The sequence below is a fragment of the Streptomyces sp. C36 genome (genome assembly GCF_040932295.1).
GTDB classification, from domain to species: Bacteria; Actinomycetota; Actinomycetes; order Streptomycetales; family Streptomycetaceae; genus Streptomyces; species Streptomyces triculaminicus.
Genome location: NZ_JBFQGI010000002.1, coordinates 428,667 through 454,330, shown reverse-complemented (window position 1 = coordinate 454,330; position 25,664 = coordinate 428,667). Strand labels below are relative to the sequence as shown.

General features: G+C 73.1%; 28 protein-coding genes. 17 read left to right on the top strand and 11 right to left on the bottom strand.

The window, feature by feature from the left end; translation table 11 throughout:
- Nucleotides 1-77 precede the first annotated feature (77 nt).
- Nucleotides 78-1,670, bottom strand: a complete 1,593-nt coding sequence (locus AB4K12_RS07615; RefSeq protein ID WP_368433475.1) for a DHA2 family efflux MFS transporter permease subunit — start codon at nucleotides 1,668-1,670, stop codon at nucleotides 78-80.
- Between the two features lie 113 nt (nucleotides 1,671-1,783).
- On the opposite strand from AB4K12_RS07615, the gene AB4K12_RS07610 reads away from it, so the two are divergent.
- The 5 genes from AB4K12_RS07610 (at nucleotide 1,784) to AB4K12_RS07590 (ending at nucleotide 6,720) form a co-directional block, all read left to right on the top strand.
- Nucleotides 1,784-2,422, top strand: a complete 639-nt coding sequence (locus tag AB4K12_RS07610; protein WP_368433474.1) for a TetR/AcrR family transcriptional regulator — start codon at nucleotides 1,784-1,786, stop codon at nucleotides 2,420-2,422.
- A gap of 99 nt (nucleotides 2,423-2,521) precedes the next feature.
- Complete coding sequence (locus AB4K12_RS07605; protein WP_368433473.1) at nucleotides 2,522-3,766, top strand: alpha/beta hydrolase; 1,245 nt, start codon at nucleotides 2,522-2,524, stop codon at nucleotides 3,764-3,766.
- Between the two features lie 56 nt (nucleotides 3,767-3,822).
- Entirely contained in the window at nucleotides 3,823-4,683 is an 861-nt protein-coding gene (locus AB4K12_RS07600; RefSeq protein ID WP_368433472.1) for a DUF4429 domain-containing protein, read from the top strand.
- Between the two features lie 88 nt (nucleotides 4,684-4,771).
- Nucleotides 4,772-6,052 (top strand): sensor histidine kinase, encoded by a 1,281-nt coding sequence (locus AB4K12_RS07595; RefSeq protein ID WP_368433471.1) that lies wholly within the window; start codon nucleotides 4,772-4,774, stop codon nucleotides 6,050-6,052.
- The gene (locus AB4K12_RS07590) at nucleotides 6,049-6,720 is read left to right on the top strand and encodes a response regulator transcription factor (protein ID WP_086568858.1); all 672 of its coding nucleotides are present in this window, start codon (nucleotides 6,049-6,051) and stop codon (nucleotides 6,718-6,720) included. The genes AB4K12_RS07595 and AB4K12_RS07590 overlap by 4 nt, the downstream gene beginning before the upstream one ends.
- Before the next feature lie 25 nt (nucleotides 6,721-6,745).
- Here the strand turns inward: AB4K12_RS07590 and AB4K12_RS07585 are convergent, their stop codons facing one another.
- The gene (locus tag AB4K12_RS07585; RefSeq protein ID WP_368433470.1) at nucleotides 6,746-7,762 is read right to left on the bottom strand and encodes an aldo/keto reductase; all 1,017 of its coding nucleotides are present in this window, start codon (nucleotides 7,760-7,762) and stop codon (nucleotides 6,746-6,748) included.
- A gap of 5 nt (nucleotides 7,763-7,767) precedes the next feature.
- Nucleotides 7,768-8,217, bottom strand: coding sequence for a MerR family transcriptional regulator (locus AB4K12_RS07580; RefSeq protein WP_368433837.1), 450 nt, complete (start codon nucleotides 8,215-8,217; stop codon nucleotides 7,768-7,770).
- 118 nt (nucleotides 8,218-8,335) lie between these two features.
- Here AB4K12_RS07580 and AB4K12_RS07575 point away from each other — a divergent pair, with 118 nt between their 5' ends.
- Nucleotides 8,336-9,154, top strand: a complete 819-nt coding sequence (locus AB4K12_RS07575) for a serine hydrolase domain-containing protein (protein WP_368433469.1) — start codon at nucleotides 8,336-8,338, stop codon at nucleotides 9,152-9,154.
- On the opposite strand, the gene AB4K12_RS07570 is transcribed toward AB4K12_RS07575, so the two are convergent.
- Nucleotides 9,155-9,826 carry a pirin family protein gene (locus AB4K12_RS07570; protein WP_368433468.1) on the bottom strand — a complete coding sequence of 224 codons (672 nt, stop codon included), beginning with the start codon at nucleotides 9,824-9,826 and terminating at the stop codon, nucleotides 9,155-9,157.
- A gap of 83 nt (nucleotides 9,827-9,909) precedes the next feature.
- Here AB4K12_RS07570 and AB4K12_RS07565 point away from each other — a divergent pair, with 83 nt between their 5' ends.
- The 5 genes from AB4K12_RS07565 to fabF all read left to right on the top strand — a co-directional run bounded on the left by AB4K12_RS07565 (nucleotide 9,910) and on the right by fabF (nucleotide 14,831).
- A complete protein-coding gene (locus AB4K12_RS07565) occupies nucleotides 9,910-11,085 on the top strand; it encodes a CdaR family transcriptional regulator (RefSeq protein WP_086568900.1) in 1,176 nt (391 codons plus the stop codon).
- A 98-nt stretch (nucleotides 11,086-11,183) separates the two neighbouring features.
- On the top strand, nucleotides 11,184-12,137 hold the full coding sequence (locus tag AB4K12_RS07560; RefSeq protein ID WP_368433467.1) for an ACP S-malonyltransferase: 954 nt from the start codon (nucleotides 11,184-11,186) through the stop codon (nucleotides 12,135-12,137).
- A gap of 13 nt (nucleotides 12,138-12,150) precedes the next feature.
- Nucleotides 12,151-13,155, top strand: coding sequence for a ketoacyl-ACP synthase III (locus tag AB4K12_RS07555; RefSeq protein ID WP_086568849.1), 1,005 nt, complete (start codon nucleotides 12,151-12,153; stop codon nucleotides 13,153-13,155).
- A gap of 99 nt (nucleotides 13,156-13,254) precedes the next feature.
- Nucleotides 13,255-13,503, top strand: coding sequence for an acyl carrier protein (locus tag AB4K12_RS07550; RefSeq protein WP_368433466.1), 249 nt, complete (start codon nucleotides 13,255-13,257; stop codon nucleotides 13,501-13,503).
- A 65-nt stretch (nucleotides 13,504-13,568) separates the two neighbouring features.
- The gene (fabF, locus tag AB4K12_RS07545) at nucleotides 13,569-14,831 is read left to right on the top strand and encodes a beta-ketoacyl-ACP synthase II (RefSeq protein WP_368433465.1); all 1,263 of its coding nucleotides are present in this window, start codon (nucleotides 13,569-13,571) and stop codon (nucleotides 14,829-14,831) included.
- Nucleotides 14,832-14,920: 89 nt separating this feature from the next.
- Here the strand turns inward: fabF and AB4K12_RS07540 are convergent, their stop codons facing one another.
- Nucleotides 14,921-15,817 carry an NAD(P)-dependent oxidoreductase gene (locus tag AB4K12_RS07540; RefSeq protein WP_368433464.1) on the bottom strand — a complete coding sequence of 299 codons (897 nt, stop codon included), beginning with the start codon at nucleotides 15,815-15,817 and terminating at the stop codon, nucleotides 14,921-14,923.
- Nucleotides 15,818-15,880: 63 nt separating this feature from the next.
- The gene (locus tag AB4K12_RS07535) at nucleotides 15,881-16,375 is read right to left on the bottom strand and encodes a DUF3145 domain-containing protein (RefSeq protein ID WP_362251044.1); all 495 of its coding nucleotides are present in this window, start codon (nucleotides 16,373-16,375) and stop codon (nucleotides 15,881-15,883) included.
- 315 nt (nucleotides 16,376-16,690) lie between these two features.
- On the opposite strand from AB4K12_RS07535, the gene AB4K12_RS07530 reads away from it, so the two are divergent.
- A complete protein-coding gene (locus tag AB4K12_RS07530; RefSeq protein WP_368433463.1) occupies nucleotides 16,691-17,578 on the top strand; it encodes an SGNH/GDSL hydrolase family protein in 888 nt (295 codons plus the stop codon).
- Between the two features lie 242 nt (nucleotides 17,579-17,820).
- On the opposite strand, the gene AB4K12_RS07525 is transcribed toward AB4K12_RS07530, so the two are convergent.
- Nucleotides 17,821-18,624: an MgtC/SapB family protein gene (locus AB4K12_RS07525; protein WP_368433462.1), complete on the bottom strand. Its 804-nt coding sequence runs from the start codon at nucleotides 18,622-18,624 to the stop codon at nucleotides 17,821-17,823.
- A gap of 89 nt (nucleotides 18,625-18,713) precedes the next feature.
- Here AB4K12_RS07525 and AB4K12_RS07520 point away from each other — a divergent pair, with 89 nt between their 5' ends.
- Together AB4K12_RS07520 and AB4K12_RS07515 are read left to right on the top strand one after the other, a co-directional pair.
- On the top strand, nucleotides 18,714-20,027 hold the full coding sequence (locus AB4K12_RS07520; protein ID WP_368433461.1) for a pyroglutamyl peptidase: 1,314 nt from the start codon (nucleotides 18,714-18,716) through the stop codon (nucleotides 20,025-20,027).
- A 4-nt stretch (nucleotides 20,028-20,031) separates the two neighbouring features.
- Nucleotides 20,032-20,751, top strand: a complete 720-nt coding sequence (locus AB4K12_RS07515; RefSeq protein ID WP_368433460.1) for a carbon-nitrogen hydrolase family protein — start codon at nucleotides 20,032-20,034, stop codon at nucleotides 20,749-20,751.
- 7 nt (nucleotides 20,752-20,758) lie between these two features.
- Here the strand turns inward: AB4K12_RS07515 and AB4K12_RS07510 are convergent, their stop codons facing one another.
- Together AB4K12_RS07510 and AB4K12_RS07505 are read right to left on the bottom strand one after the other, a co-directional pair.
- Nucleotides 20,759-21,556 carry an EI24 domain-containing protein gene (locus tag AB4K12_RS07510; protein ID WP_368433459.1) on the bottom strand — a complete coding sequence of 266 codons (798 nt, stop codon included), beginning with the start codon at nucleotides 21,554-21,556 and terminating at the stop codon, nucleotides 20,759-20,761.
- Nucleotides 21,557-21,637: 81 nt separating this feature from the next.
- The gene (locus AB4K12_RS07505; RefSeq protein WP_368433458.1) at nucleotides 21,638-22,669 is read right to left on the bottom strand and encodes an NADP-dependent oxidoreductase; all 1,032 of its coding nucleotides are present in this window, start codon (nucleotides 22,667-22,669) and stop codon (nucleotides 21,638-21,640) included.
- A gap of 89 nt (nucleotides 22,670-22,758) precedes the next feature.
- Here AB4K12_RS07505 and AB4K12_RS07500 point away from each other — a divergent pair, with 89 nt between their 5' ends.
- Nucleotides 22,759-23,208 carry a MarR family winged helix-turn-helix transcriptional regulator gene (locus tag AB4K12_RS07500; RefSeq protein WP_368433457.1) on the top strand — a complete coding sequence of 150 codons (450 nt, stop codon included), beginning with the start codon at nucleotides 22,759-22,761 and terminating at the stop codon, nucleotides 23,206-23,208.
- Nucleotides 23,209-23,223: 15 nt separating this feature from the next.
- Here AB4K12_RS07500 and AB4K12_RS07495 read toward each other — a convergent pair whose 3' ends face one another.
- Complete coding sequence (locus AB4K12_RS07495) at nucleotides 23,224-23,739, bottom strand: isochorismatase family protein (protein ID WP_368433456.1); 516 nt, start codon at nucleotides 23,737-23,739, stop codon at nucleotides 23,224-23,226.
- 183 nt (nucleotides 23,740-23,922) lie between these two features.
- Between AB4K12_RS07495 and AB4K12_RS07490 the strand changes: the two genes are divergently transcribed.
- Nucleotides 23,923-24,519 carry a hypothetical protein gene (locus AB4K12_RS07490; protein ID WP_368433455.1) on the top strand — a complete coding sequence of 199 codons (597 nt, stop codon included), beginning with the start codon at nucleotides 23,923-23,925 and terminating at the stop codon, nucleotides 24,517-24,519.
- A 105-nt stretch (nucleotides 24,520-24,624) separates the two neighbouring features.
- A complete protein-coding gene (locus AB4K12_RS07485) occupies nucleotides 24,625-25,200 on the top strand; it encodes a class F sortase (protein WP_368433454.1) in 576 nt (191 codons plus the stop codon).
- A 36-nt stretch (nucleotides 25,201-25,236) separates the two neighbouring features.
- Here the strand turns inward: AB4K12_RS07485 and AB4K12_RS07480 are convergent, their stop codons facing one another.
- A complete protein-coding gene (locus AB4K12_RS07480) occupies nucleotides 25,237-25,662 on the bottom strand; it encodes an OsmC family protein (protein ID WP_368433453.1) in 426 nt (141 codons plus the stop codon).
- Nucleotides 25,663-25,664: the final 2 nt, after the last annotated feature.

Below are 25,664 nucleotides of genomic sequence, written 5' to 3'. Positions count from 1 at the left end.
CGGGCAGGCCATGCCCTGATAGGGGAAGACGACCGACGGCGGGGGTGGTACCGAGGTACCGCCCCCGCCCCGCGGCGTCAGATGTGCGCCGCGCCGGACGCGGAGTCCGCGTTCTCGCCCCGCTTGGTGAGGAACGCGACGAGTGCCGCGAACAGCGCCACGCAACCGGCGACGGTGAAGGCAACGTTCATTCCTGCCACGAAAGTGTCATGCGCGACGGCCGAAATCCGCATCGCGGCCTCCGGCGACGCGTTCGGCGGCACCGGCGCCACACCGACCTGGACGGCGTCGGCGGCCCGGGACAGCTGCTCGGGCGGGACCGCCGGCAGCCCGGCGTCCGCCCATTTCTCCGGCAGCAGGTGGTCCACCCGGGTGGCGACGACGGCGCCCAGCACGGCCGTGCCGAGCGAGCCGCCGACCTGCATGGCGGCCTGCTGGAGGCCGCCGGCCACGCCGGCGTGCTCCAGCGGGGCGTTGCCGACGATGACGTCGGTGGCCCCCACCATGACCGGGGACAGGCCGAGGCCCAGCAGCGCGAACCACACGGACATCACGCCCGTGCCGGTGCCCGGCTCGAGCGTGGACATCCCGAAGCAGGCGACGGCCGTGCAGAGCATGCCGACGACCAGCGGGATGCGCGGCCCGGCCTTGGTGATGACCGCGCCCGCCGCCGGAGCGGCCACGATCATCATTCCGGTGAGCGGCAGCAGGTGCAGGCCGCTGTTGACGGGGGTCATCCCGTGCACGTTCTGGAGATAGAAGGTGACGAAGAAGACGCCGCCCATGAAGGCGAACGCCATCAGCAGCATCAGGACGGTGCCGGCGGAGAGGGCCACGGACCGGAAGAGGCCGAGCGGCAGGAGCGGCTCGCGCGACCTGAGTTGCCAGACGGTGAAGAGGACGAAGCAGATCAGGGAGACGCCGAGGAAGCCCAGCGTCCGGGTGTCCCCCCACGACCAGTCGGTGGCCTTGATCAGCGCCCAGATCAGGCAGAACATCGCGCCGGACAGCAGCACGATGCCCAGGACGTCGAAGGACTTGGGCGAGCGCTCGGCGCGGTTCTCCTTGAGGATGACCGCCCCGAGGGCGAGCGCGGCGGCGCCGACCGGCACGTTGATGAAGAACACCGACTGCCAGTTGACGTGTTCGACGAGCAGCCCGCCGACGATCGGACCGCCGGCCGTGGAGGCGCCGATGACCATGCCCCACAGGCCGATGGCCATGTTGAGCCGCTCGGCGGGGAAGGTGGCGCGCAGCAGGGCGAGCGCCGCGGGCATCAGCAACGCGCCGCACAGGCCCTGCAGCACGCGGAAGGCGACGACCGCCGACACGCTGCCCGACAGGGCGATGAGTCCGGAGGACAGGGCGAATCCGGTGGTACCGATAAGGAAGATCAGGCGGTGGCCGAAGCGGTCGCCGAGCTTGCCGGCGGTGATCAGGGCGACGGCGAGGGCGAGGAGATAGGCGTTGGTGATCCACTGGACGTCGGCGAGCGAGGCGCCGAGATCCTTCTGGATGGCGGGATTGGCGATGGCGACGATCGTGCCGTCCAGGGCGACCATCATCACGCCGATCGCGACGGATATGAGAGTCAGCCAGGGGTGGCCCCGCAGTCCTGTGCCGCTGGGCCCGAGGTCCGGCGTCGCCTCGGCGACGGTGGTCCGAGTCATGCCGACGAGATTATGTCAGTCGCTGCCACTTGACCATCGATTTCAACCGTCATGATCTGTCAGTTCGGCCACAGCTATCCTGAGCAGCGCGAACACGGCGAGAAGAGGCGACCATGCAGGCGATCGAGGGTCCCCCAGGGCTGCGTGAGCGCAAGAAGCGGCGGACCCGGGACGCGCTGATCCGGTCGGCCCTGGAGCTGTTCTCCCTCAAGGGCTACGAGGGCACCACCGTCGACGAGATCGCCGCCGCCGCGGACGTCTCCCAGCGCACCTTCTTCCGCTACTTCACCAACAAGGAAGAGGTCGCCCTCTCCGTCCAGGACATGGCGGAGTCGCGCTTCCTGGCCGCCGTCCTCGAGCGCCCCGCCGCCGAGTCGCCGCTCACCGCGCTGCGCACCGCCGTGCTCGCCTCCTGGGACGGCATCGAGGAGGCCATCGAGGCGGTCGTGCCGCTGGAGCTGCACGTGCGCACGTACCGGATGATCCAGGAGACGCCGCAGCTGCTGGCCGCGCATCTGCGCCGGCAGGCCGAGCTGGAGGACCGGCTGGCGGCGGAGATCGCCCGCCGGGAGGGCCTGTCCGCGCAGGATCCCCGGCCGCGCATCCTGGTCGCCGCGTTCAGCGGGGTGATGCGGGAGACGAGCAAACTGTGGGCCGATGTCGCGGGGGGCGACATGGCGGAGCTCCGCGGCACCACGGCGGCCTATCTGGACCAGATCGGCCCGGCCCTGGCGGAAAACTGGCGTTCTTGATCGGAAGGCGTTCGTCTGCGCCCAATCGCCGTTGATCCAAACGTGAGATAGCTCACCGACTTCCCGGACGCAAGCGGAATTCTCCTACTGTGGTTCGCGGTGACTTCTTTCCCGGAGCTCGACTCCTCCTCCATCCCCTGGACGAACGCGACCACGGTCTGGCGCGCACTCCTCGCGCTGGCCGTCGTGTTCGTCATGCTCGCCACGACCGGCTGGACCGCCGTGAGAGGCCACAAGGCAGCGGCCGACCCGCGCGCCACGGCGCTCGGGGAATGGCTGCACGGCTCCATAGGCGGCCGGCCGCTCCCGTCCCCCGGGGCGGACGCCGGCACCCTGGGCCGCTTCTTCGGCTCGCTCACCGCCGGCCAGCGCGAGCAGCTCGCCGAGCGCTATCCGCTCGTCGTGGGCAACCTCGACGGCGCCCCCGTGAAGCTGCGCTACCGCGCCAACCGGATCGCGCTGGCCAAGGCCCGTACGACCGAGGAGCGCCGCACCCACGACGGCGCCCTCACCCCGGCCGGCCGCTATGAGGCGACCCGGCGGATGCACCGCTTCGAGTCGCTGCTCGGCGACGGCCGCCAGGTCCTCGCCTTCGACGCGAGCGGCGCCGGGCGCGTCGCGGAGGTCTTCGGCGACCTCGACCGCGCCGAGCGCGTCTCGGTGGTCGTCCCGGGTGTCGACACCAACGTGCTCACGTTCGAGAAGTCCCAGCGCGCCTACAGCGCCCCCGTGGGCATGGCCCGGTCCCTCTACGCCGCCGAGGGGAAGGCGAGCCCCGGCACCAGGACGGCCGTCATCGCCTGGGCCGACTACACCTCCCCCGTCGGCGTCGGCATGGACGCCGCGACCGGCAAGCTCGCCGCCGAGGGCGCGCTGCGGCTGCGCAAGCTGGTGCGGACGCTGCCGGGCGACTCCGAGGTCTCGCTGTTCTGCCACAGCTACGGCTCGGTGGTGTGCGGGGTCGCCGCCCGCGAACTTCCCGCCCGCGTCAGCGACGTGGCGGTGGCGGGCAGCCCCGGCATGCGCGCCGAGCGCGTCTCCGACCTGGGCACCAGCGCCCGGATCTGGGCGATGCGCGATCAGGACGACTGGATTCAGGACGTGCCCCACATGGAGGTCGGCGGTCTGGGTCATGGCGCCGACCCGGTCTCCACGGGCTTCGGGGCGCGGAGGCTGTCGGCCTCCGGGGCCCGTGGCCACACCGGCTACTTCGAGCCCGGCACCACCAGCCTCGCCAACTTCGCCGGCATCGGAGTCGGAGCCTCCGGCTCCGTCCGGTGCGCGGGTGACGCCAGTGACTGCACCATCGGTCTGGACCAGGATCGAGTCGTCCCCGCCGCATGACGCGCGTAGCGTCGTGAGAGGAGACGGGCGGACGGGCGCCGCATACGATGAGCGGCATGGGTGATGTGCTGGCCGGTTTCCACACCGTCTGGGAGTTCGACACCGACTCCGTGCTCATCCGCTTCGAACGGGGGATCCGCACACCGAAGCTGCTCCAGACGCTCGGCGAGCGGCGCGTCCCCTACGAGGCGCTCGCCGGGGTCGAGAAGACCCCGGGAAGACATGGCACGGTGGTGCTGCGCGCCATGCCCAGACCCGGCGCCGACCCGCTGGCCGACGCGGCCGGCGGCCGGCTCAAGGAGGGCTGCGACCCGTACCGCCTGGTGCTCCCCGCCGAGCGCGAGCTGCTCGCGGAGTACTACGCCGAACGGATACGGGCCGAGCTCGGCCCGGACGCGGACGAGCCGGCCGAGCGCCACCTGGTGGCGGCTCCGGTGCCGCCGCTGTCCTTCAAGGGCTACGACGGCAAGGCCTCCTTCGACGGCCGGGCCGTCTCCTTCCGCTGGTTCTGGAGCGGCGCCTCCTCCGCCAAGTGGAAGGCGGGCGACCAGCGGTTCGCCGTCGAGGAGCTGACCGGGGTGCACTGGAGCTCCCCCGAGGCCCCGGGCGGACACCTGCGGCTGCTGCGGCGCGGCACGGACGGCCCGCGGCCGGGCGCCGCGGACCAGGACCCGGCGGCCGTGGTCTTCGGCAGGGGCTACGGCCTCGTCCACGAGTCGCTGCCCTTCGCGGCCGCGGTGCTGGCGGCCGTACGGGCCAAGGCGCCCGTGCCGCCCTCCGGGACGGTGCCCGCGGCCCGGCCCGACCCCGGCGGCATCGCCGAGCGCATCCGCCACCTCGGGGAGCTGCACGACGCGGGACTGCTGACGGACGACGAGTTCAGCGCGAAGAAGGCCGAGCTGCTGGCGGAGCTGTGAAGTCCCGGGGTGATACCGGGGTATGACATCCGGGACGGCACCTCGGGGTGACGTTCTCGCCGGTCGGTCCCCCTACGCTGATCACGTCATGCCTTCGTCACCGCTCCGCCGTGTCCGCGCGGCCCTCGCCCCCGCCGAGCCGCTCCTCGGACACTCCCGCAGCCGCTTCGTGCGCCGCCTGCCGTACGTCGTCGCGGCGCTGTTCATCGCCATCCTCCTGCCGTCCGGCACCATGGTGCTCGGCGACGAGTACGGGCTGGACTCCGATCTCGCGCTCCTGCTGTGCCTCGTGCAGACCGTGCCGCTGCTGCTCGCCGTGCGCCGCCCCCTGGTCGCCTGGGCGGTGGCCTTCACCGGCTACGTCGCGTGCGCGGCGGCCCTGCTCGCCGTGCCGGCGGCCAAGGGCTGGGCCTGGCCGTGGACGCCCGGGGGCATCATCGGCATGCTGCTGTTCATGCTGGCCCTCGGCCTGCGCGAGCGGCCCCGCGTCCTGGCCGCGGTCTGGGCCCTGACCGGGGCGGCCGGCATCTTCTTCGAGAGCCTCGACCCCGGCCGCAGCAACGGCTCCTGGCCGATCCCCGTCATCCTCGGCGGCATCCTGCTCGTGGTGACCCACCTGCTGCGCGAACGCGGCCTGGCCCGGCGGGCGCTGGCCGAGCAGGAGACCATCAGCGAGGCCGAACGGGCCCGCCGCACCCTGCTGGAGGAGCGCGCCCGCATCGCCCGCGAGCTGCACGACGTGGTCGCCCACCACATGTCCGTCATCACCGTGCAGGCCGACAGCGCCCCCTACCGCATCACGGACCTGCCGGACGCGGCCCGCGAGGAGTTCACCACCATCGCCGCCACCGCACGGGAGTCGCTGACCGAGATGCGCCGCCTGCTGGGCGTGCTGCGCAGCGAGGACGGCACCGGCCCGGCCGGCGGCCCCGAGCGGGCGCCGCAACCGGGCGTGGAGCGGATCCCGCAGCTGGTCGAGGCGACGGTACGGGCCGGGGTGCCGGTGGAGCTGTCGATGCCGGAGCCGGTGCCGGCCGCGCTGCCGCAGGCCGTGGACCTGTCCGCCTACCGCATCGCCCAGGAGGCCCTGTCCAACGTCGTCCGGCACGCCCCGGGCTCGGCCACCCGGGTCTCGGTCTCCCTCGGCGAGGACCGCCGGAGCCTGACGCTCCTGGTCGTCAACGCCGCCCCGGCCGAGCCGGGCGGCGCACCGCTGGAGACCGGCGGCACGGGCCACGGCCTGGTCGGCATGCGGGAGCGGGTCCGGCTGGTCGGCGGCACGCTCGACACCGGGCCGCTGCCCGACGGCGGCTTCCGGGTGGCGGCCCGGCTCCCGTTCACCACAGAAGAGGAATCCTCCCCCGCATGACCATCAAAGTGATCATCGTCGACGACCAGGCCATGGTGCGCGCGGGGTTCGCCGCGCTGCTGGCCGCGCAGAGCGACATCGACGTCGTCGGCGACGCCGCGGACGGGCGGCAGGGCGTCGAGCTGAGCCGGCGCGCCCACCCGGACGTGGTGCTGATGGACGTCCGCATGCCGGAGATGGACGGGCTGGAGGCCGCGCGGCGGCTCCTGGACCCTCCGCCGGGGGTGGTGCACCGCCCGAAGGTGCTGATGCTGACGACGTTCGACGTCGACGACTACGTCTACGAGGCGCTGCGCGCGGGCGCGTCCGGCTTCCTGCTGAAGGACGCGCCGCCCGCCGACCTGATCTCGGCGGTACGGGTGGTGGCCGCCGGAGAGGCCCTGCTGGCGCCCTCGGTGACGCGCCGTCTGATCGCCGACTTCGCCGCCCGGCCGGCGCCCCGGCGCAAGGGGGCGGTGCGGCTGAACGGGCTGACGCCGCGTGAGACGGAGGTCCTGGAGCTGATCGCGCGGGGCCTGTCGAACCAGGAGATCGCGGCGGAGCTGGTGCTGGCGGAGCAGACGGTCAAGACGCACATCGGGCGGGTGCTGTCCAAGCTGAGCCTGCGCGACCGCGCACAGGCGGTCATCTTCGCCTACGAGTCGGGGCTGGTGACCCCGGGCGAGTGACCGCCGGTGCGCCTGCGCCCAAGGGCTAGTCGCGGTCCGCCGACGTGAAGGACATGTCCGCGTAGCGGGGCCCGGCGACCTTGGAGGCGACCGGCTCCAGCGCCGCCAGCTCGTCCGCCGTCAGCTCGAGGCGGGTGGCGCCCACGTTCTCCTCCAGGCGGCTGCGCTTGCGGGTGCCCGGGATCGGAACGACCGTCAGGCCGTGCACCTGGGCCCGCTGCTGGACCCAGGCCAGCGCGACCTGGGCGAGCGTGACGCCGCGGGCGGCGGCGATGGCCCGTACCGGCTCGAGCAGGGCCGCGTTCGCCTCGGCGTTCTCGCCGGTCATGCGGGGCAGGGTGCGCCGCCAGTCGTCGCCGGACAGCTCCTTGCCGGCGTCGGTGAAGGCGCCCGTGAGGAAGCCGCGTCCGAGCGGCGAGTAGGGCACGAGGGCGACGCCGAGCTCGCGGACCGTGGGCACGACGTTGTCCTCGATGTCCCGGCTGAAGAGCGACCACTCCGACTGCACGGCGGCGATCGGGTGGACGGCGTGCGCCTGGCGCAGCTCGCTGCCGGTCACCTCGCTGAGCCCCAGGTGCTTGACCTTGCCCTGGGCCACCAGCTCCGCCATCGCGCCGACGGACTCCTCGAGCGGGACGTCGGGGTCGCGGCGGTGCATGTAGTAGAGGTCGATCTCGTCGACGCCCAGCCGCCGCAGGCTGGCCTCGACGGCCTCGCGGATGTAGGGCGGGTCGTTGCGGATGACCCGGTCCGCGGGGTTCTCGGGGTTGGCGTCGATCGCGAACTTGGTGGCCAGGACGACCTCGTCGCGGTGGGCCCGGATGAAGGGCGCGATGAACTTCTCGTTCTCCCCGGCGCCGTACATGTCGGCGGTGTCGAAGAGGGTGACGCCCAGTTCCAGCGCCCGCTCCAGCGTCGCCCTGGCCTCGGTCCCGTCCGTGGGCCCGTAGGCGAAGCTCATGCCCATGCAGCCGAGTCCCTGGACTCCGGTCTCGGGGCCGCCGTCGCCGAGGGTGACGCGTGCGATCGTCTCGTTGCTCATGTCCCTCATGCCCTTTCGGACGCCCGGCGGGCGTCGGAGTAGATGTCGATCTTGTAGTCCAGTACGTCCAGGGTGCTGCGCAGCTCGGCGATGCGCCTGCGGACGTCGTCGCGGTGGGCGCTCAGCAGCCGCTCGCGTTCGGCGAAGGTCTCCTCGCCCTGGCGGACCAGCTCGGCGTAGCGCACCATGTCGGCCACCGGCATGCCGGTCAGCCGCAGCCGGCCCACGAAGTCCAGCCAGTCCAGGTCGCGGCAGGTGTAACGGCGCTGACCGGTGTGGGAGCGGTCGATGTGCGGCATCAGGCCGATGCGCTCGTACCAGCGCAGGGTGTGCGCGGTGAGTCCGGTGTACTCCGAGACCTCGCTGATGGTGAACCGGTCCCTGCCCTGGGGCCGGCGGCCGCGCTGCCGGTCGAGTTCCAGGCACGCCTGAAGCTCCACCGGTGGGCTGTCCATCACTGTCATTGCCGTCTCCCCCTCGCGAACCGTGCGTCGTGCCCCACGCTAGAGAGTTGGAGTGCACTCGAAGCAAGCGAGATCCGGCGTGATCCGCGGCCGCGTTAGGCTCCTTGCCATGGAGAGCCTGCGCATGATCGAGAACTGGCCGGTCCCGACCGCGGCGGCGGCCGTCGTACGGGCCGACGGCACCCTGGCCGGTTCGCACGGCCCGACCGGGCACCGGTTCGCGCTGGCGTCCGTGACCAAGCCGCTGACCGCGTACGCGGCGCTGGTCGCCGTCGAGGAGGGCGCGGTCGAGCTGGACGAGCCGGCGGGTCCGGTGGGCTCGACGGTCCGCCACCTGCTCGCGCACACCTCGGGCCTGGCCTTCGACGAGCACCGTCCGATGGCCGAGCCGGGCACCCGCCGCCTGTACTCCAACGCGGGCTTCGAGGCGCTGGGCGACCACATCGCCAAGGCGACGGACATCCCCTTCGCGGAGTACCTGCGGCAGGCGGTGCTGGAGCCGCTGGGGATGACGTCGACGGACCTTCCCGGCTCGCCCGCCAAGGACGGCGTCTCGACGGTGGAGGACCTGGCGCGCTTCGTGGCGGAGCTGCAGCGCCCGCGGCTGCTGGCGCCCCAGACGGTGGCCGAGGCCACGTCGGTGGCCTTCCCGGGCCTGGCCGGCGTGCTGCCCGGCTACGGCAACCAGCGGCCCAACGACTGGGGCCTGGGCTTCGAGATCCGCGACCGGAAGTCGCAGCACTGGACGGGCACCTCGTCCTCGCCCCGCACCTACGGGCACTTCGGCCAGGCGGGCACGTTCCTGTGGGTCGACCCGGAGGCGGGCGCGGCCTGCGTGGCGCTGGCCGACCGTGCCTTCGGCCCCTGGGCCATCGAGGTGTGGCCGATGCTGACGGACGCGGTCCTGGCCGAGCTCGGCCGGGCCTGATCAGCCGAAGTGCGGCTCGGCGTGCATCTCCCACGCCAGCAGCTCGGCGGCACAACCGGCGGCCTCGGCCGTCAGGTCCTCGGCGTCCAGGACGCGCGCGGCGTCGCCCTCCCGCAGCACCTCCCCGCCCAGCCGGACGGCGCCGCGCACCACGTGCACGTACAGCCAGGGCGCGTCCGGCAGGGCGGTGCGCTCGCCGGCCCGCAGGCGCCGGACGTGCAGCACGGCCTCGGCGCGTGTCAGGGCGTACGGCGTGCCGTCGGCGATGCCCCGCACCACCTCGTACGACGGTTCCTCGTCGCCCTCGGACGGCGTGAGCCACATCTGCACGAACCGCAGCGGGGCGCTTCCGGCGTTGCGCTCGCTGTGACGCACGCCGGAGCCGGCGCTGAGTCGCTGGACGTCGCCGGGGCGAATCGTTTCGACGTGCCCCGTGGAGTCCTCGTGCGCGAGCTCGCCCTCCACCACCCAGGTAACGATCTCGACATCGCGATGGGGGTGCTCCGGGAAGCCGGCGCCGCCCGCGAGGCGCTCCTCGTTGCAGGCCGCGAGCGGGCCGAAGCGCACGTTGTCGGGGTCGTAGAAGCCCGAGAACGAGAAGGCGTGCCAGGTCTCGATGCCGGCCGCCGGGTCCCCGCCGAGGAAGCGTTCGGCCGCTCGTTGCACGTACATCACCGGCCCACCGTAGCCCCGCGAAGGACCCTGCGGGGGCCCGGCGGCTCCGGACCCCACCCGAATAAGGCAGGCTTGTGCCCGTGCCCGAACCAGTTGCTGACACCCCGCACCCGCACAGCGCCACCCTGCGCAACCTGGAGAAGTCCTCAGGGACGCTGGCCGCCGCGGCCATCACCCGGATGGACGCCCAGCTGTCGTGGTACCGGGCGATGCCCCCGGAGAACCGGTCCTGGATCGGCCTCGTCGCCCAGGCCGGCATCGCCGCGTTCACCGAGTGGTTCCGGCATCCGGAGACGCCCCAGGCCATCAGCACGGACGTCTTCGGCACCGCCCCGCGCGAGCTGACCCGGGCGATCACGCTGCGCCAGACCGTGGAGATGGTCCGCACGACCATCGAGGTCATGGAGTCGGCCATCGACGAGGTGGCCGCGCCCGGCGACGAGTCGGCGCTGCGCGAGGCGCTGCTGGTGTACGCCCGGGAGATCGCCTTCGCCACCGCCCAGGTCTACGCGCAGGCCGCCGAGGCGCGCGGCGCGTGGGACGCCCGGCTGGAGTCGCTGGTGGTCAACGCGGTGCTGTCGGGCGAGGCCGACGAGGGGGCGCTGTCGCGGGCGGCGGCGCTGGGCTGGAGCGGGCCCTCGAACGTCTCGGTGGTGCTGGGCACGGCCCCCGACGGGGACAGCGAGCTGACCGTGGAGGCCATCCGCAGGGCCGCGCGGCATGTGAAGGTGCAGGTCCTCACCGGGGTGCTGGGCGACCGGCTGGTGGTGATCGTGGGCGGCGCGGAGAACCCGCTGCAGGCCGCCAAGGCGCTGATCGGCCCGTTCGCGGCCGGCCCCGTGGTGGCCGGGCCGGTGGTGGGCGACCTGCTGGCCGCGACCCGCTCGGCACAGGCCGCGGCGGCCGGGCTCAAGGCGTGCGCGGCCTGGCCGGACGCCCCCCGTCCGGTGCTCGCCGACGACCTGCTGCCCGAGCGCGCGATGGCCGGTGACCCGGCCGCGCGGGAGCAGCTGGTGGAGGAGATCTACAGACCGCTGGAGGAGGCGGGCTCGGCCCTGCTGGAGACGCTGAGTGTCTACCTGGAGCAGGCGAGCAGCCTGGAGGGGGCGGCACGCATGTTGTTCGTCCACCCCAACACCGTGCGATACCGCCTCCGACGTGTGACGGACGTCACCGGCTGGTCACCCTCCGATGTCCGGTCAGCGTTTACGCTGCGAATCGCACTGATCCTGGGGCGCCTGGCCGACGCCGAATGACACGCGTAGGCTTTTGTTGACTATCCACAATTCCCCTGACGGTTCTTCGTCCCTGTCCTCACGGGTGAGCGATACCGTCCACGAGAGAGAGTGTGAGGGTGCTCGTACTCGTCGCTCCCGGCCAGGGCGCTCAGACGCCCGGCTTCCTGACCCCCTGGCTCGACCTTCCCGGTGTTGAAGACCGCCTGCGGGAATGGTCGGCTGCCATCGACCTGGACCTCGTCCACTACGGCACGAACGCCGACGCCGACGAGATCCGTGACACCTCCGTGGCCCAGCCACTGCTCGTCGCGTCCGCCCTGGTCTCCGCCGGGCAGCTGTTCGCCTCCCCGGACGACTTCGCCCGCCTCGTGGGCGCCGCGGCCGGCCACAGCGTCGGCGAGCTCGCCGCCGCCGCGCTGACCGGTGTGCTGTCCGAGCGGGCCGCCATGGAGCTCGTGCGCAAGCGCGGCCTGGCCATGGCCGAGGCCGCCGCGATCACCGAGACCGGCATGTCCGCGCTGCTGGGCGGTGAGCCCGACGTCGTGCTCCCGCACCTGGAGAAGCTGGGCCTGACCCCCGCCAACGTCAACGGCGCGGGCCAGATCGTGGCCGCCGGTACCGCCGAGCAGCTGGCGGCGCTGGAGGCGGACAAGCCCGAGGGCACCCGCCGCGTCGTCGCGCTGAAGGTGGCGGGCGCGTTCCACACCCACCACATGGCGCCGGCCGTCTCCGTCCTTCAGGACGCGGTCGCCCAGGTGGAAGCCGCCGATCCGCACACGCGTTATGTCTCCAACAAGGACGGACACGTCGTCGCGAGCGGCCGGGAGGTCGTCGAGCGTCTGGTGGGCCAGGTGGCCAACCCGGTCCGCTGGGACCTGTGCATGGAGACCTTCAAGGAGCTGGGCGCCACCGCGATCATCGAGGTGGCTCCCGGCGGCACGCTGGTGGGCCTGGCCAAGCGCGCCCTGCCCGGTGTGAAGACGCTCGCGCTCAAGACCCCGGACGACCTCGAGGCCGCCCGCGCGCTCATCGCCGAGCACGCCGGCGTCGCCGGGTCCACGGCCGAATAAGGAGCCCGAGAGCATGACCGCGAAGATCAAGCCCGCCAAGGGCGCCGCATACGCGCGCATCATGGGCGTGGGCGGCTACCGTCCCGTCCGGGTGGTGCCGAACGAGGAGATCCTCAAGCACATCGACTCCTCGGACGAGTGGATCCGCTCGCGCTCGGGCATCGCCACCCGTCACTGGGCCGGCCCGGACGAGACCGTGACCGCCATGTCGCTGGAGGCCGCCGGCAAGGCGATCGCCGACTCCGGCATCGCCCCCGAGCAGATCGACGCCGTGATCGTCTCGACGGTCTCGCACTTCAAGCAGACCCCGGCCGTCGCGACCGAGATCGCCCACAAGGTGGGTGCGGGCAGGCCCGCCGCCTTCGACATCTCGGCCGGCTGCGCGGGCTTCGGCTACGGCCTGACCATGGCCAAGGACATGGTGACCGGCGGCTCCGCGGAGTACGTCCTGGTCATCGGCGTCGAGCGGCTGTCCGACCTGACCGACCTGGAGGACCGTGCGACGGCCTTCCTGTTCGGCGACGGCGCGGGCGCCGTGGTCGTGGGCCCCTCCAAGGAGCCGGCGATCGGCCCCGTGGTGTGGGGCTCGGAGGGCGACAAGGCCGAGACCATCAAGCAGACCGTGGCCTGGGACGTCTACCGCGAGGAGACCGACGTCCGCTTCCCCGCCATCACCCAGGAGGGTCAGGCGGTGTTCCGCTGGGCCGTCTTCGAAATGGCGAAGATCGCCCAGCGGGCGCTGGACGAGGCCGGGGTCGCACCCGAGGACCTGGACGTCTTCATCCCGCACCAGGCGAACATGCGGATCATCGATTCGATGGTCAAGACCCTCAAGCTGCCCGACAGCGTGACGGTCGCCCGCGACGTGGAGACCACCGGCAACACCTCGGCGGCCTCCATCCCTCTGGCCATGGAGCGCCTCCTGGCGACCGGAGCGGCGAAGAGCGGGGACACCGCGCTCCTCATCGGCTTCGGGGCGGGTCTCGTGTACGCCGCCACGGTCGTTACCCTCCCCTAGGCGAGATCCACGGTTCCGGCCCCTCACAGGCGCCGGCGGGCTCGACGCCTCAGCAGTTTCCTTAGCAGCACACCGCACTATCGATAGAAGGAGCGCCACATGGCCGCCACCCAGGAAGAGATCCTCAAGGGCCTCGCCGAGATCGTCAACGAGATCGCCGGCATCCCCGTCGAGGACGTCCAGCTGGACAAGTCCTTCACCGACGACCTGGACGTCGACTCGCTGTCCATGGTCGAGGTCGTCGTCGCCGCCGAGGAGCGCTTCGACGTGAAGATCCCCGACGAGGACGTCAAGGGCCTCAAGACCGTCGGCGACGCTGCCGACTACATCCTGAAGCACCAGGCCTGATCAAGCGTTCGTCGCCACCCCGGCGGGTGGCGGTTCCAGCACCTCTACACGTGGAGACAATTCCTGTGAATCCGACCAATCGCACCGTGGTCGTCACCGGTATCGGCGCAACCACACCGCTGGGTGGCGACAGCGCAACGACCTGGGAAGGGCTGCTCGCCGGGCGTTCCGGCGTCAAACCCCTGGAGGGTGAGCGGTTCGCCGAGCTGCCCGTCCGCATCGCGGCCCGCGTGGCCGTCGACCCCGCCGACGTCCTGCCCCGCCCGATGCTGCGCAGGCTGGACCGTTCGGCCCAGCTGGCGCTGATCGCCGCGCGCGAGGCGTGGGCCGACGCGGGCTTCACCGCCAAGGCCGGCGAGGACCCCTCCGTCACCCCCGAGCGCCTGGGCACCGTCGTGGCCTCCGGCATCGGCGGCGTGACCACCCTGCTCGACCAGTACGACGTGCTCCGGGAGAAGGGCGCCCGCCGCGTCTCCCCGCACACCGTGCCGATGCTGATGCCCAACAGCCCCTCCGCCAACGTCGGCCTGGAGGTGAACGCCCAGGCGGGCGTGCACACCCCGGTCAGCGCCTGCGCGTCGGGCGCCGAGGCCATCGGCTACGCCTACGAGATGATCCGCTCCGGCCGTGCCGACATCGTCGTCGCCGGCGGCACCGAGGCGGCCATCCACCCGCTGCCCGTCGCGGCCTTCGCCAGCATGATGGCGATGTCCAAGAACAACGACGAGCCCACCAAGGCCTCCCGCCCCTACGACAAGGCCCGCGACGGCTTCGTCCTCGGCGAGGGCGCCGGCATCGTGATCCTGGAGTCGGCCGAGCACGCCGCCCGGCGCGGCGCCCGGGTCTACTGCGAGGTGCTGGGCCAGGGCCTGTCCGCGGACAGCCACCACATCGCCCAGCCCGAGCCCACCGGCCGCGGCATCGCGGCCGCGCTGCAGAACCTGCTCGACACCAGCGACCTCAAGCCGGCGGAGGTCGTGCACCTCAACGCCCACGCCACCTCCACCCCGCAGGGTGACGCGGCCGAGATCAAGGCGCTGCGCAAGATCCTGGGCGACGACCTCGACCACGTCGCGGTGTCCGCGACCAAGTCGATGACGGGCCACCTGCTCGGCGGCGCCGGCGGCATCGAGACGGTCGCCACCGTCCTCGCCCTGCACCACCGCACGGCCCCGCCGACGATCAACGTCGACGAGCTGGACGAGGACATCGACGCGGACATCGTCCGCGACGAGCCGCGCGCCCTCCCCGAGGGTTCCATCGCGGCGATCAACAACTCGTTCGGCTTCGGCGGCCACAACGTGGTGCTCGCCCTGCGCACGGTCTGATCCCCGGCGCACCCCCGGCGAAAGAGGGCCCGGTCCGGTCACTTCGGTGACCGGGCCGGGCCCTTCCGCGTCCTGGCGCCCGGCCGGTCTCAGTGCTCCTCGGTCCCCCGGCCGTCGAAGCTGGCGAAATACGACGCGATCATGTCCTCCTCGCCGTGCCCCTGCGCGATCGCCCGGCGGAACCGCTCCGCTCCCGCCGCCGCGACGTCCAGCCGGACCCCGGCCGACTCCCCTGCCGCGACGATCAGCCGCGCGTCCTTCTCGGCCGTCGCGGTCGCGAAGCTCGGCGGTGTGAGGGCGCCCTCGAGCAGCAGGGCGGTCTTGGCCCGGAGATAGCCCATGTCCAGCGGCCCGCCCGCCACCGCGTCGAGGAAGCCCGCGGGGTCCACGCCCAGCCCCTCGGCCAGGGCCAGCGCCTCCGCGGTGCCGTGGGTGACGGTGAGCACCCAGCTGTTGAGGACGAGTTTGAGGCGGGTGGCGGCACCGGCGGTGCCGTCGTCGCCGACCCAGACCGTACGGGCGCCGATGGCGTCGAAGACGGGGGCGAGGCGGCCGCGCACGGCCTCCGGCCCGGCGGCCAGCACCGTGAGCTGCCCCTCTTCGGCGGGCTGCCTGGTGCCGAGCACCGGAGCGTCGACCAGGACGAGGTCGTGCTCGCGGGCGAAGCCCGCCAGTTCCCCGAGCCCCTCGAGGCCGGCGGTGGAGGCCTGCGCCCACAGCGTGCCGGGGCGCAGGCCGGGGGCGGCGGCGCGCATCACCTCGAGGGCGGCGGGCCCGTCGTGGAGCATGGTCAGGACGACGTCGGCGTCCCGGACGGCCTCGGCGGGAGTATCGGTGACGGTCACGCCGTGTGCGGCGAGGGGCTCGGCCTTGGCGCGGCTGCGGTTCCAGGCGCGTACGGACAGGCCGGCGCGGGCGAGGTTGCGGGCCATGGGCGCACCCATGATTCCGGTACCGAGGACGGCTGCTGACGTGGTGTCGGACATGGCTGCACGCTAGGTGGTGGAGTGCACTCCAGCACAAGGCGCCCGGCCGTCGCGCCGGCCGGGTCAGACCACCTGGTGCAGCCAGCGCACGGGCGCGCCCTCGCCGGCGTAGCGGAAGGGTTCGAGTTCGTCGTCCCAGGGCTTGCCGAGGAGTTTGGCGACCTCTTCCTGGAGGTCGCTCTCGCCCCGGCCGGCGCGTGCGAGCGCGGCCCGCAGCCGGTCCTCGGGGACGAGGATGTCGCCGTGGACGCCGGTGACGGCGTGGAAGATGCCCAGGTCGGGGGTGGAGCTGTAGCGCTCGCCCTCGGCGGTGGCACTGGGCTCGGCGGTCACCTCGAAGCGGAGCAGGTGCCAGCCGCGCAGCGCGGAGGCGAGCTGGGAGGCGGTGCCGGGTCTGCCCTGCCAGGAGAATTCCGAGCGCCAGGTGCCGGCGGCCGCCGGCTGGCGGACCCAGTCGAGGGTGACGCGCACCCCGAGGACGCCCGCCACGGCCCATTCGACGTGCGGGCACAGCGCGCGCGGCGCGGAGTGGACGTACAGAACTCCACGTGTCGTCACCGGGACCTCCCGTGCGGTTCGAGGTTCGCCTTCCCCAGCGGCCTCGCACCCGTACCGGTCCCGCCCGGAGCAGCAGACAGTCTGCCCCAATGGCCACTCCCGCACCAGCCCGCGAGGTTACCAACAGTAAACACCATCGGGAGCATTTCTCCTGAAAAGGGACAGGATGTGACGTGTTGTGGTGCGGTGGCGCCGCAGTACGAAAGATGCCGGGCGGACCCGATCACCCGGGGAAAAGCTACCGTGCGGCGGCGCGCCGGGGGTGACGTACCGTCGGTCCCGGACAGATATCACCCGGCCGGAGGGGGAACGACGATGGGCGCCAGCACGAGGTGGAAGCCGCCCGCGGCGGTACGGGCGGCGGTGGCGCTGCTCGCGGCCGCGCTGCTGGTCACGGGCTGCGACGACGGCGACGCCGAGAGCAAGGCCGCCGTCGCGAAGCCGAGCCCCACCCGCCCGGCGTGGAACCCCCGCCCCACCTCGATCGCCTCCCTGGGCGACTCCATCACCCGTGGCTTCGACGCCTGCTCGGTGTTCGAGGACTGCCCCGAGGTCTCCTGGGCCACCGGCACCGCCGTCGACAGCCTCGCCCGCCGCCTGCTGACATCGCCGCAGACCAGCAGCTGGAACCACGCCCGAACCGGCGCCCGGATGGCGGACCTGCCCGGCCAGATGCGCGCGGCCGTCGCCCACAAGCCGCAGCTGGTGACCGTGCTCCTGGGCGCCAATGACGCCTGCCGCGCGAATGTGGCCGATATGACGCCCGTGGACTCCTTCCGTGCCGACTTCGAGTCCTCCCTCAAGCAGCTGCGCACGGCCCTGCCCACCTCGCAGGTCTACGTCGCCGGCATCCCCGACCTCCAGCGGCTGTGGTCCGAGGGCCGCAAGAACATGCTGGGCCGTCAGGTCTGGAAGCTGGGCTCGATCTGCCCGTCCATGCTGCGCGACGCCGAGCTGATGGACGAGGAGGCGCAGGGCCGACGGGCCCAGGTGGTCAAGCGCGTCGGCGAGTACAACGCCGTGCTGAAGGACGTCTGCTCGCGCGACGTGCTGTGCCGCTACGACGGCGCGGTCAACAGCTACGACTTCACCGGGCAGCAGCTGAGCAAGTGGGACTGGTTCCACCCCAGCAAGCAGGGCCAGGGGGAGCTGGCGGGCCTCGCCTACCGGACGATCACGGCCGTGCGGCAGCCGGGCGCCTGACGGACGGGAACGGGGCGGGAAAGGGGCGGGGCCTGTCAGGTGGCCCCACCCCTCGCCCACGGGGCGCGGCCCCGGCCTCCGTACCCTCGCCCCGGACGGCCGGTGCCGCGCGGGCCCGCGCGAACCGGCGCGGGCCGTGGCCGAAGGCGGGCGCGGAAGCCGCGGCCGCCCTCTGCCCGCACGCTATCCGATGAACCCGCCCATCTCCTAAGCGAGTTCACCCGCACCGGGGACGGCGACCTTCATTCGGTGCTGTCGCGGTGGGCGCGCAGGCCGACGCCGAGGACGCCGTCCCAGTCCGTCAGCTCCTCCACCAGCGGGTGCGCGGAGCCCTTGCCCTCCAGGCTCAGCACCACACCCGCCTCCTTGGCCTTGCCCTTCCCCTTGTCCGTCCCGTCCGGCACGACCGCCTCGGCGTCGACGTGAACGTCCGTGACCCGGAAGCCGCTCTTGGTGCACAGCTCCAGCACCCTGCCCAGGACCCCCCTGCGGGTGCGGTAGGACAGCCGCAGCTCGACCCGTTCGGTGGCCGGCACCACCGCCAGCCGCCGGGTGAACACCGGGAAGCCGCGCACCACCAGGAAGTGCACGACGGTCGCGGCGCCGCCGAGCAGCGGCAGCCCGCCGCCGCAGGCCATGCCGACGGCGCAGGTCAGCCAGATGGTCGCGGCCGTCGTCAGGCCGCGCACCGCGTCGCGGCGGACGAAGATGAGGCCGCCGCCGATGAATCCGATGCCCGAGACGATCTGCGCGGCCACCCGCGAGCCGTCCAGGCGGGTGCCCGTCAGGTCCCCCAGGGCGCCGAAGCCGTGGATCGAGACCTCCATGAACAGCGCGCTGCCCACGCCCACCAGGGTGTGGGTGCGCAGTCCCGCGCTCTTCTGCTGCAGCTCGCGCTCGAGGCCGATGAGCGAGGAGAGCAGCAGGGCGAGGGCCAACTCGGCCATCTGACGGGCTCCTTGGCCCGCTCCGGGGTCGAACAGTTCGGCAGCGACGGACCGGCCGGCGGATATGAGCGGATCGACGAAGAGCTGCACTATGACCATCTCGCCATTGTGGCCTGAAATCACCTCTCTACGAAGAGAGTTGGCAGCCCTCTACCGCCGATCGCGGCCCGGTGATTTCCTTCCGTCTCATGAGACCCACAGAGATAACCCGGCGGCGGGTCCGGACCGTCCCGCTGGGCGCCCTGGGCGCCGTCCTCCTCGCCTGCCTCCCGCTCGCCCTGCCCACCCCGGCCGGCGCCACTCCCGCCACTCCCGCCGCCCCCGCCCTCACGGTCGAGGAACAGCGGCTCACCGGCGCCGTGCCGCAGGAGATCCTGCGGCGCAGCGGCTTCGACGACGTGGCGCCCGGCTTCGCCCGCGCCCTGGCCGGCACGTCGGACCTCGCGCGGGCCGAGCGGCTGGCGACGGCGGAGGGGCGGCGGCTGTGGCGGCGCGCCGTGGACCGCGCGCAGGGCCGGGGTCCGGACGGCGGGGACCTGAGCAGGGACGACGACCGACCGCTGTACTGGGCGAGGCTGGGCATGACGCGCGCGCTGCGCGAGTGGCGGCCGGCGTTCGCCCTCGACGAGCGGGGCCGCGCCGCCCTGCTGGCCGCGGTGGAGCGCTCCTCGCGCGGCCAGGACTCCATCGAGCTGCCGGCGGGGACGAAGGTCAAGCGCGTGCTGATCACCGGCTTCGACCCGTTCCAGCTCGACTCCGACGCCCGCCGCTCCAACCCCTCGGGCGCGGCGGCGCTCGCGCTGGACGGCACCGTCGTCGACACTCCCGCGGGCCCGGCACGCGTGGAGGCGGTCGTCTTCCCGGTGCGCTGGGCCGACTTCGCCGACGGCACCGTCGAGCGCACCCTGCTGCCCCACTTCCGGCCGGGGCCCCGTCGGGTGGACCTGTTCACGACCATCAGCCAGGGCCGGCCCGGCCGCTTCGACGTCGAGCGCACCAACGGCGCCTGGCGTGGCGGCTACCCCGACAACGCGAACGTCTCCCGTACGGAGACCGTGCCCGTGCCGCCGGGGGTGCCCACGGTGACCCCGCAGCCGCAGTGGACGACGACCTCGCTGCCGTACGCCGCGATCACGGCCGCGCACACCGGCCCCTTCCCGGTGCACGACAACACCGCCGTCACCGAGATCCCGGCGGGCGGCACGGAGGAGGTGGACCGGGCGGACGGTCCGACGCCGGGCTCGACGGCCCGCGCGGGCGGCGGGGGCGACTACCTCTCCAACGAGATCGCCTACCGCGCGACCCTGCTGCGCGACGCGGTGCGGCTGCGCGTGCCGGGCGGCCACCTGCACACGCCCGTGCTCAACTTCGGCGCCGGCAACACCGACCCCGCGACCGGGCGGGTCACCGACCCGGCGTTCGTACGCGACCGGCTGGCGATCACCGCGCAGATCCGGTCGGTGCTGGCGGTGGCGATGGGCGGCGCCGACCGGCCATCATGACCTGATGATCATCGCAACAGCGCAGTTCCCCACCCGCCCGCTCGGCATCGCGGCCAACGTCGAGGCCATGGCCTCGCTCGTCGCCGAGGCCGGCGGGCGGGGCGCGGCACTCGTCGTCTTCGCCGAACTGGCCGTCACCGGCTACGAGCTCGAGGCGACGGCCGCCGACCCCGACCGGCTGACCATGGCCCCGGACGACGCCCGGCTCGCCCCGCTCCGCGAGGCCTGCCGGGCGGCGGGCGTCGCGGCGGTGGTGAACTGCGCGGGCCGGCTGCCGGACGGGCCCTCGATCTCCTCGTTCGTGTACGGCCCGGACGGCGCGCCGCTGACCCGTTACGACAAGGTGCACCTGACGCCGAACGAGCTGGCGGCCGGCTTCGCGGCGGGCACGGCGGACGGGCGGTTCACCCTGGACGGCGTGTCCTTCGGCCTCGCCATCTGCTACGACGCCCACTTCCCGGACGTGGCCGCCCGCGCGGCGGCGGACGGCTGCCGGGTGCTGCTGGCGAGCTCCCTGTACGGCAGGGGCCCCGGACAGGCCGAACGCCGGGAGATCTTCCCGGCGTTGGCGAAGGACCACGGCCTGCACGTCCTGCTGGCCAACCACGTGGGGCCCTGCGGCCCGTACGACACCTGTGGCGGCAGCGGGGTCTGGGGGCCGGACGGAAGCGCCGTGGCCGAAGGTCCGGAGGAGGGGGCGGCGCTGGTGACGGCCGAGGTGTAGCCGGCCCCTACCAGTGGGCGGGGGGCTGCGGAACGCCCTGCTCCGGCTCCCCGGCCGGCTCGGGCGTCTCCTCCCCCATCAGGTTCCGCACCAGCAGCGTGGCCCCGGCCACCGCGCCCGGCATCACGAAGACGGCCACGAACGGCACCAGGAACAGCAGCGCCAGCGGCACCCCGAAGCCCAGCGTCAGCAGCTTGCGCGAGCGCAGCAGCCGCAGCCGCTCCCGCAGCGGCACCCCGCGCCGCTGCAGCGCGACGGCGGTGAGCTCCTCCGCGAGGAAGAACCCGGAGACCAGGAAGCCGAGGACGGGAATGACGGTCTGCCCGATGACGGGCACGAAGCCGAGCGCGAACAGCAGTACGCCCCACACGGCGACCCGCACGAGCACGGCGAGGCTCTCGCGGGCCGAGATCCACAGCTCCCGCCACAGCGGCAGCCCGGACTCGGCGGCGCTGCCGCCCTCGGCCAGGTCGACCCGCTCGGACAGCGCCTCGTAGAAGGGCTGTCCGACCAGCAGGGTCACGGCGGTGAACGTGATCGTCGACAGCATCAGCACGGCCCCGAAGAACACCGTCATCAGGGCGCCGCGGAAGAGCCCGACCCAGGGCGAGCCCCAGTCGTCGGCGAAGGGCGTGGCCCAGGCGACGAAGTCGTCCGCCCAGAAGGCGAGCACGACGGCCGCCGTCGCGTAGCCGACCAGCGTGATCAGCCCGGGCAGCAGCCCGAACCCCCACTGCCGGCGGTTACGCCCCACCCAGCGCTGGCCCTGGGCCAGGTACGTCATGCCCGCAACAAGATCTCGCATGGCGGGAAAGCGTAGCGGCTCGGCGGAAGGTGATCGTCGCGCCCGCGTCCCGGGACGGTCGCGAGACCGTCCCGGGGTCGCTCAGTCGCCGAAGCTGACGATCATCTTGCCGGTGTTCTCGCCGCGCAGCAGGCCCAGGAAGGCGTCCACCGCGTTGTCGACGCCGTGCACGACCGTCTCGCGGTACTTCAGCTCGCCGGAGCGCAGCCAGCCGCCGACCTCCTCGACGAACCGCGGGCGCAGCGCCTCGTGGTCGTTGACGATCATGCCCTGGATGCGCAGCCGCTTGCCGAGGACGAGGGCGAAGTTGTTCGGGCCCGGGACCGGCTCGGTCGCGTTGTACTGCGAGATCAGGCCGCACAGGGCGATCCGGCCGTGCGGGTTCAGGACCGAGATCGCGGCCTCGAGGTGCTCGCCGCCGACGTTCTCGAAGTAGACGTCGATGCCGTCGGGGGCGGCCTTCTTCAGCTGCTCGAGGACGGGGCCGTTCTTGTAGTTGAAGGCGGCGTCGAAGCCGTACTCCTCGACGAGCAGGCGCACCTTCTCGTCCGAGCCCGCGCTGCCGATGACGCGCGAGGCGCCCTTCAGCCGGGCGATCTGGCCGACCTGGCTGCCGACGGCACCGGCGGCACCGGAGACGAAGACGGCGTCGCCCTCCTTGAAGGAGGCCACGTCGACCAGGCCCGCGTAGGCGGTCATGCCGGGCATGCCCAGCACGCCGAGGTAGGCGGACAGCGGGGCGGCCTCGGGGTCGACCTTCACGGCGTGCCGGGCCTCGACCAGGGCGTACTCGCGCCACCCGAGCCCGTGCAGTACGTGGTCGCCGGGCGCGAAGCCCTCCACGCCGGAGGCGACGACCTCGCCGACCGCGCCGCCGTCCATGGGCCGGTCGAGCCGGAAGGGGGGAATGTAGGACTTGACGTCGTTCATCCGTCCGCGCATGTACGGGTCGACCGACATGTGGGTGTTGCGGACCAGGAGCTGCCCCTCGCCCGGCTGGAGGACCGGGGCCTCGCGCAGGGCGAAGTCCTCGGGCTTGGGCCAGCCCTGCGGGCGGGCGACCAGGTGCCACTCACGGCTGGTGGCGGGGGTGGCGGCGGCTGAGACGGACATGGAACCAACCCTTCCTAATGCTTCATGAACTGAAACAACCATGCGCCTCGATATTTCACATTGTCAAGCAAGCGAGTAGCCTGTTCCGTATGACTCCTCAGACGCCGCGGACCACGCCGCACACCGACGCCCTGACCCTCGAGGTGGTCGAACTGGTCGGCACGGTCGTGGCGCGCTACCACGAGGAATACGAGGAGGCCGCCGCCAAGCACTCCCTCACCGGCGCCCAGGCGCGCGTCCTCGCCCTGCTCTCGCGCGAGCCGATGCCCATGCGGCGCATCGCCCAGAAACTCAAGTGCGAGCCGTCGAACGTCACGGGGATCGTCGACCGGCTGGAGGGCCGCGGCCTGGTCGAGCGCCGCCCCGACCCGGACGACCGCCGCGTCAAGCTCGCCGCCGCCACCGAGGACGGCCGGGAGACCGCCGGCCGGCTGCGCGCGTCGCTGAACTTCGCCCGCGAGCCGCTGGCCGGGCTCTCCACCGAGGAGCGCACGACGCTGCGCGACCTGCTGCGGCGGATGCTGGGCGAGACCCCCTGATCCACTCCGGCTGATCTACTCCGGCAGGACCAGCGCGCCGGCCGTCACCACGGTCCCCAGGCGCGGCATGTCCAGCGCCACCGAGGCACGGTGCTCCTCGGCCGTCAGGGCGCTCATGGCGTCCTCCACGAAGACCACCTCGTAGCCGTGGTCGACGGCGGCCCGGGCCGTCGACTCCACGCCGAGATTGGTCGCGATGCCGGCCAGGACGAGCGTGCGCACCTCGCGCTCCCGCAGCCGCGCGTCGAGCTCCGTGCCGTGGAACGCGCCCACGGACCGCTTGACGATCTCGATGTCGCCCGGCTCGGCCAGCCCCGCGAGCAGTCCGCTGCCGGGCGGCTGCTCGGCGAGGCCGGGCCGCTCCACCCGTACCAGCACGACCGGCGCGCCCGCCTTGCGGAAGGCGCGCGCCAACTCCGCCGCCGCGGCGGCCACTTCGTCTCCCGATCGCGGAGCGAGCGGCAGCGCCACGACGCGTTCCATGAGATCGACGAGGACGAGTGCGGTGCGCTGGGCGTCGATTTCCGTCATGGCCCAGACCGTACCGGCCGCGACCACGGCGTGGGCGGCCTCCGGGCCTGCTCAGGACTGCCGGGAGGTAAAGCTTGCGCGAAGGAAGGGCTTCGCCCGGCACGCCGCGGCCGGCGGCACAACTCCCGGCGGATCTCCGGTCGGTCGCGCGCCGGGACGCCCGGGTGCGCGACGATGGCCCGCATGAGACCGGAGCACGACCCCGTACCCGGCGGCACCCCCGCCTTCGGCCCGCTGGAGTTCCAGCTCGTCCTGCTGCGCCGGATGGCCGACCACCAGCCCGGCCTGGTCGAGGACGCCCTGCGCGAACTGGGCGTGGGACGCGCCGAGATACGCGAGGCCAACCGCCGCTGGCAGGCCATGCTGCACTCCCCGCGCCGCCGTGGCGCGGGAACGCGCTACCGCTCCGTCCTCGGCCCGCCCGAGACCGTCGGCGAGCGCCGGGTGGGCGACCTCGCCTTCGAGGCGACGACCTGGCCGGTGCCGCTCTGGCCGGACCTGCGCTTCGAGGTGCTGGCCGCGCCCGGCGGGGCGGTCTGGAACGAGTGGCTGGTCCGCGCCCCCGGCGCGCCCGCCGCCGTGCCGCGGACGGTCGAGGAGCTGCTGCCCTGGTCGTGCACGGTGGACGAGGTCGCGCGGGCCTTCGCACCGGCCCGCCCCATGGAGGGCACGGCCCCCACCCGCTGGCGGCTGGCCTTCACGGCCCCCGACGCCACCGGGGCGCGCGGCGGGTACGTGGCCGAGTTCACCTGGGGGCTCTTCCAGCGGCTGGTCCCGTAGGGCGCCACGGCCGCCCGGCCGCGAGGCCGTCTCGCACCACAGGGGGAGGCGAACTGGCCGATCGGCCGAGGCGGGGGCGCGGGGCCGGTCCCTAGGTTGGAGGCCATGTCCCGTGCGTCCCGTCGAACCCTCCTGCCCGTCCTCGGCCTGCTGTCGGCCGTGGCGGCCGCGCTGCTGGCCGCCTGCGCGCCGGGCGGCGGGACCGACAAGCCCATCGGCGGGCCCGCCCGGGCCGAGGAGCCGTCGCGGGTGTCCATCCCGTCCATCGGCGTGGACAGCCCGCTGATCCGGCTGACCCGGGGCGAGGACGGTGCCGTGCGGGTTCCGCCGCCGGAGAAGGGCATGACCGCCGGCTGGTACACCGGCAGCGCCCAGCCCGGCGCCCCGGGCGCCGCCGTCATCGTGGGCCACAGCGACGTACACGGCGGCAAGGCCGTCTTCCACGACCTGGACAAGGTCGGCGAGGGCAGCGTCATCGACATCCGGCGCGGGGACGGCCAGGTGCTGCACTTCGCGGTGACCGGCACCGAGAAGGCCGCCAGGGGCGCCTTCCCGGACCGCAGGGTCTACGGGGAGACGAAGGAGAGGGCGCTGCGCCTGGTCACCTGCGCGGGCGAGCACCACGCCGGCGACGGGGACCGGGCGGAGAACCTGATCGTCTACGCGACGCTGAGGCCCTGAGGGCCGCCGGCCCCCGCCCGGAACGCCGTGCCGGGCTCAGGCGAGCCCGGCGTCCAGCGTGATCGTCGTACCGGTGAGCGCCTGGCTGACCGGGCAGTTCTTCTTGGCGTCCTCGGCGGCCGCGACGAAGCCCTCCTCGTCCAGGCCGGGCACCGTGCCACGGACGGTGAGGTGGATGCCGGTGATGCCCTCGCCGGGCTGGAACGTCACCTCGGCCTTGGTCTCCAGCCGGGTGGGCGGGGTGCCGGCGCCGGTCAGGCCGTGAGAGAGGGCCATCGAGAAGCAGCTGGAGTGCGCGGCGGCGATGAGCTCCTCGGGGCTGGTCTTGCCGTTCGCCTGCTCGGCACGGGAGGGCCAGGAGACGGGCTGCTCGCCGATGCCGGACGAGTCGAAGGAGACGACGCCGCTGCCCTTGAGCAGCTCGCCCTCCCAGACGGTGGTCGCGATGCGATTGGTGGCCACGC

Coding starts and splice junctions, on each gene's coding strand:
- AB4K12_RS07615 (WP_368433475.1), bottom strand. CDS start 1,670: ATGACTCGGACCACCGTCGCCGAGGCGACGCCGGACCTCGGGCCCAGC.
- AB4K12_RS07610 (WP_368433474.1), top strand. CDS start 1,784: ATGCAGGCGATCGAGGGTCCCCCAGGGCTGCGTGAGCGCAAGAAGCGG.
- AB4K12_RS07600 (WP_368433472.1), top strand. CDS start 3,823: ATGGGTGATGTGCTGGCCGGTTTCCACACCGTCTGGGAGTTCGACACC.
- AB4K12_RS07595 (WP_368433471.1), top strand. CDS start 4,772: ATGCCTTCGTCACCGCTCCGCCGTGTCCGCGCGGCCCTCGCCCCCGCC.
- AB4K12_RS07590 (WP_086568858.1), top strand. CDS start 6,049: ATGACCATCAAAGTGATCATCGTCGACGACCAGGCCATGGTGCGCGCG.
- AB4K12_RS07585 (WP_368433470.1), bottom strand. CDS start 7,762: ATGAGCAACGAGACGATCGCACGCGTCACCCTCGGCGACGGCGGCCCC.
- AB4K12_RS07580 (WP_368433837.1), bottom strand. CDS start 8,217: ATGGACAGCCCACCGGTGGAGCTTCAGGCGTGCCTGGAACTCGACCGG.
- AB4K12_RS07575 (WP_368433469.1), top strand. CDS start 8,336: ATGGAGAGCCTGCGCATGATCGAGAACTGGCCGGTCCCGACCGCGGCG.
- AB4K12_RS07570 (WP_368433468.1), bottom strand. CDS start 9,826: ATGTACGTGCAACGAGCGGCCGAACGCTTCCTCGGCGGGGACCCGGCG.
- AB4K12_RS07555 (WP_086568849.1), top strand. CDS start 12,151: ATGACCGCGAAGATCAAGCCCGCCAAGGGCGCCGCATACGCGCGCATC.
- AB4K12_RS07550 (WP_368433466.1), top strand. CDS start 13,255: ATGGCCGCCACCCAGGAAGAGATCCTCAAGGGCCTCGCCGAGATCGTC.
- AB4K12_RS07540 (WP_368433464.1), bottom strand. CDS start 15,817: ATGTCCGACACCACGTCAGCAGCCGTCCTCGGTACCGGAATCATGGGT.
- AB4K12_RS07530 (WP_368433463.1), top strand. CDS start 16,691: ATGGGCGCCAGCACGAGGTGGAAGCCGCCCGCGGCGGTACGGGCGGCG.
- AB4K12_RS07525 (WP_368433462.1), bottom strand. CDS start 18,624: ATGGTCATAGTGCAGCTCTTCGTCGATCCGCTCATATCCGCCGGCCGG.
- AB4K12_RS07520 (WP_368433461.1), top strand. CDS start 18,714: ATGAGACCCACAGAGATAACCCGGCGGCGGGTCCGGACCGTCCCGCTG.
- AB4K12_RS07515 (WP_368433460.1), top strand. CDS start 20,032: ATGATCATCGCAACAGCGCAGTTCCCCACCCGCCCGCTCGGCATCGCG.
- AB4K12_RS07510 (WP_368433459.1), bottom strand. CDS start 21,556: ATGCGAGATCTTGTTGCGGGCATGACGTACCTGGCCCAGGGCCAGCGC.
- AB4K12_RS07505 (WP_368433458.1), bottom strand. CDS start 22,669: ATGTCCGTCTCAGCCGCCGCCACCCCCGCCACCAGCCGTGAGTGGCAC.
- AB4K12_RS07500 (WP_368433457.1), top strand. CDS start 22,759: ATGACTCCTCAGACGCCGCGGACCACGCCGCACACCGACGCCCTGACC.
- AB4K12_RS07495 (WP_368433456.1), bottom strand. CDS start 23,739: ATGACGGAAATCGACGCCCAGCGCACCGCACTCGTCCTCGTCGATCTC.
- AB4K12_RS07490 (WP_368433455.1), top strand. CDS start 23,923: ATGAGACCGGAGCACGACCCCGTACCCGGCGGCACCCCCGCCTTCGGC.
- AB4K12_RS07485 (WP_368433454.1), top strand. CDS start 24,625: ATGTCCCGTGCGTCCCGTCGAACCCTCCTGCCCGTCCTCGGCCTGCTG.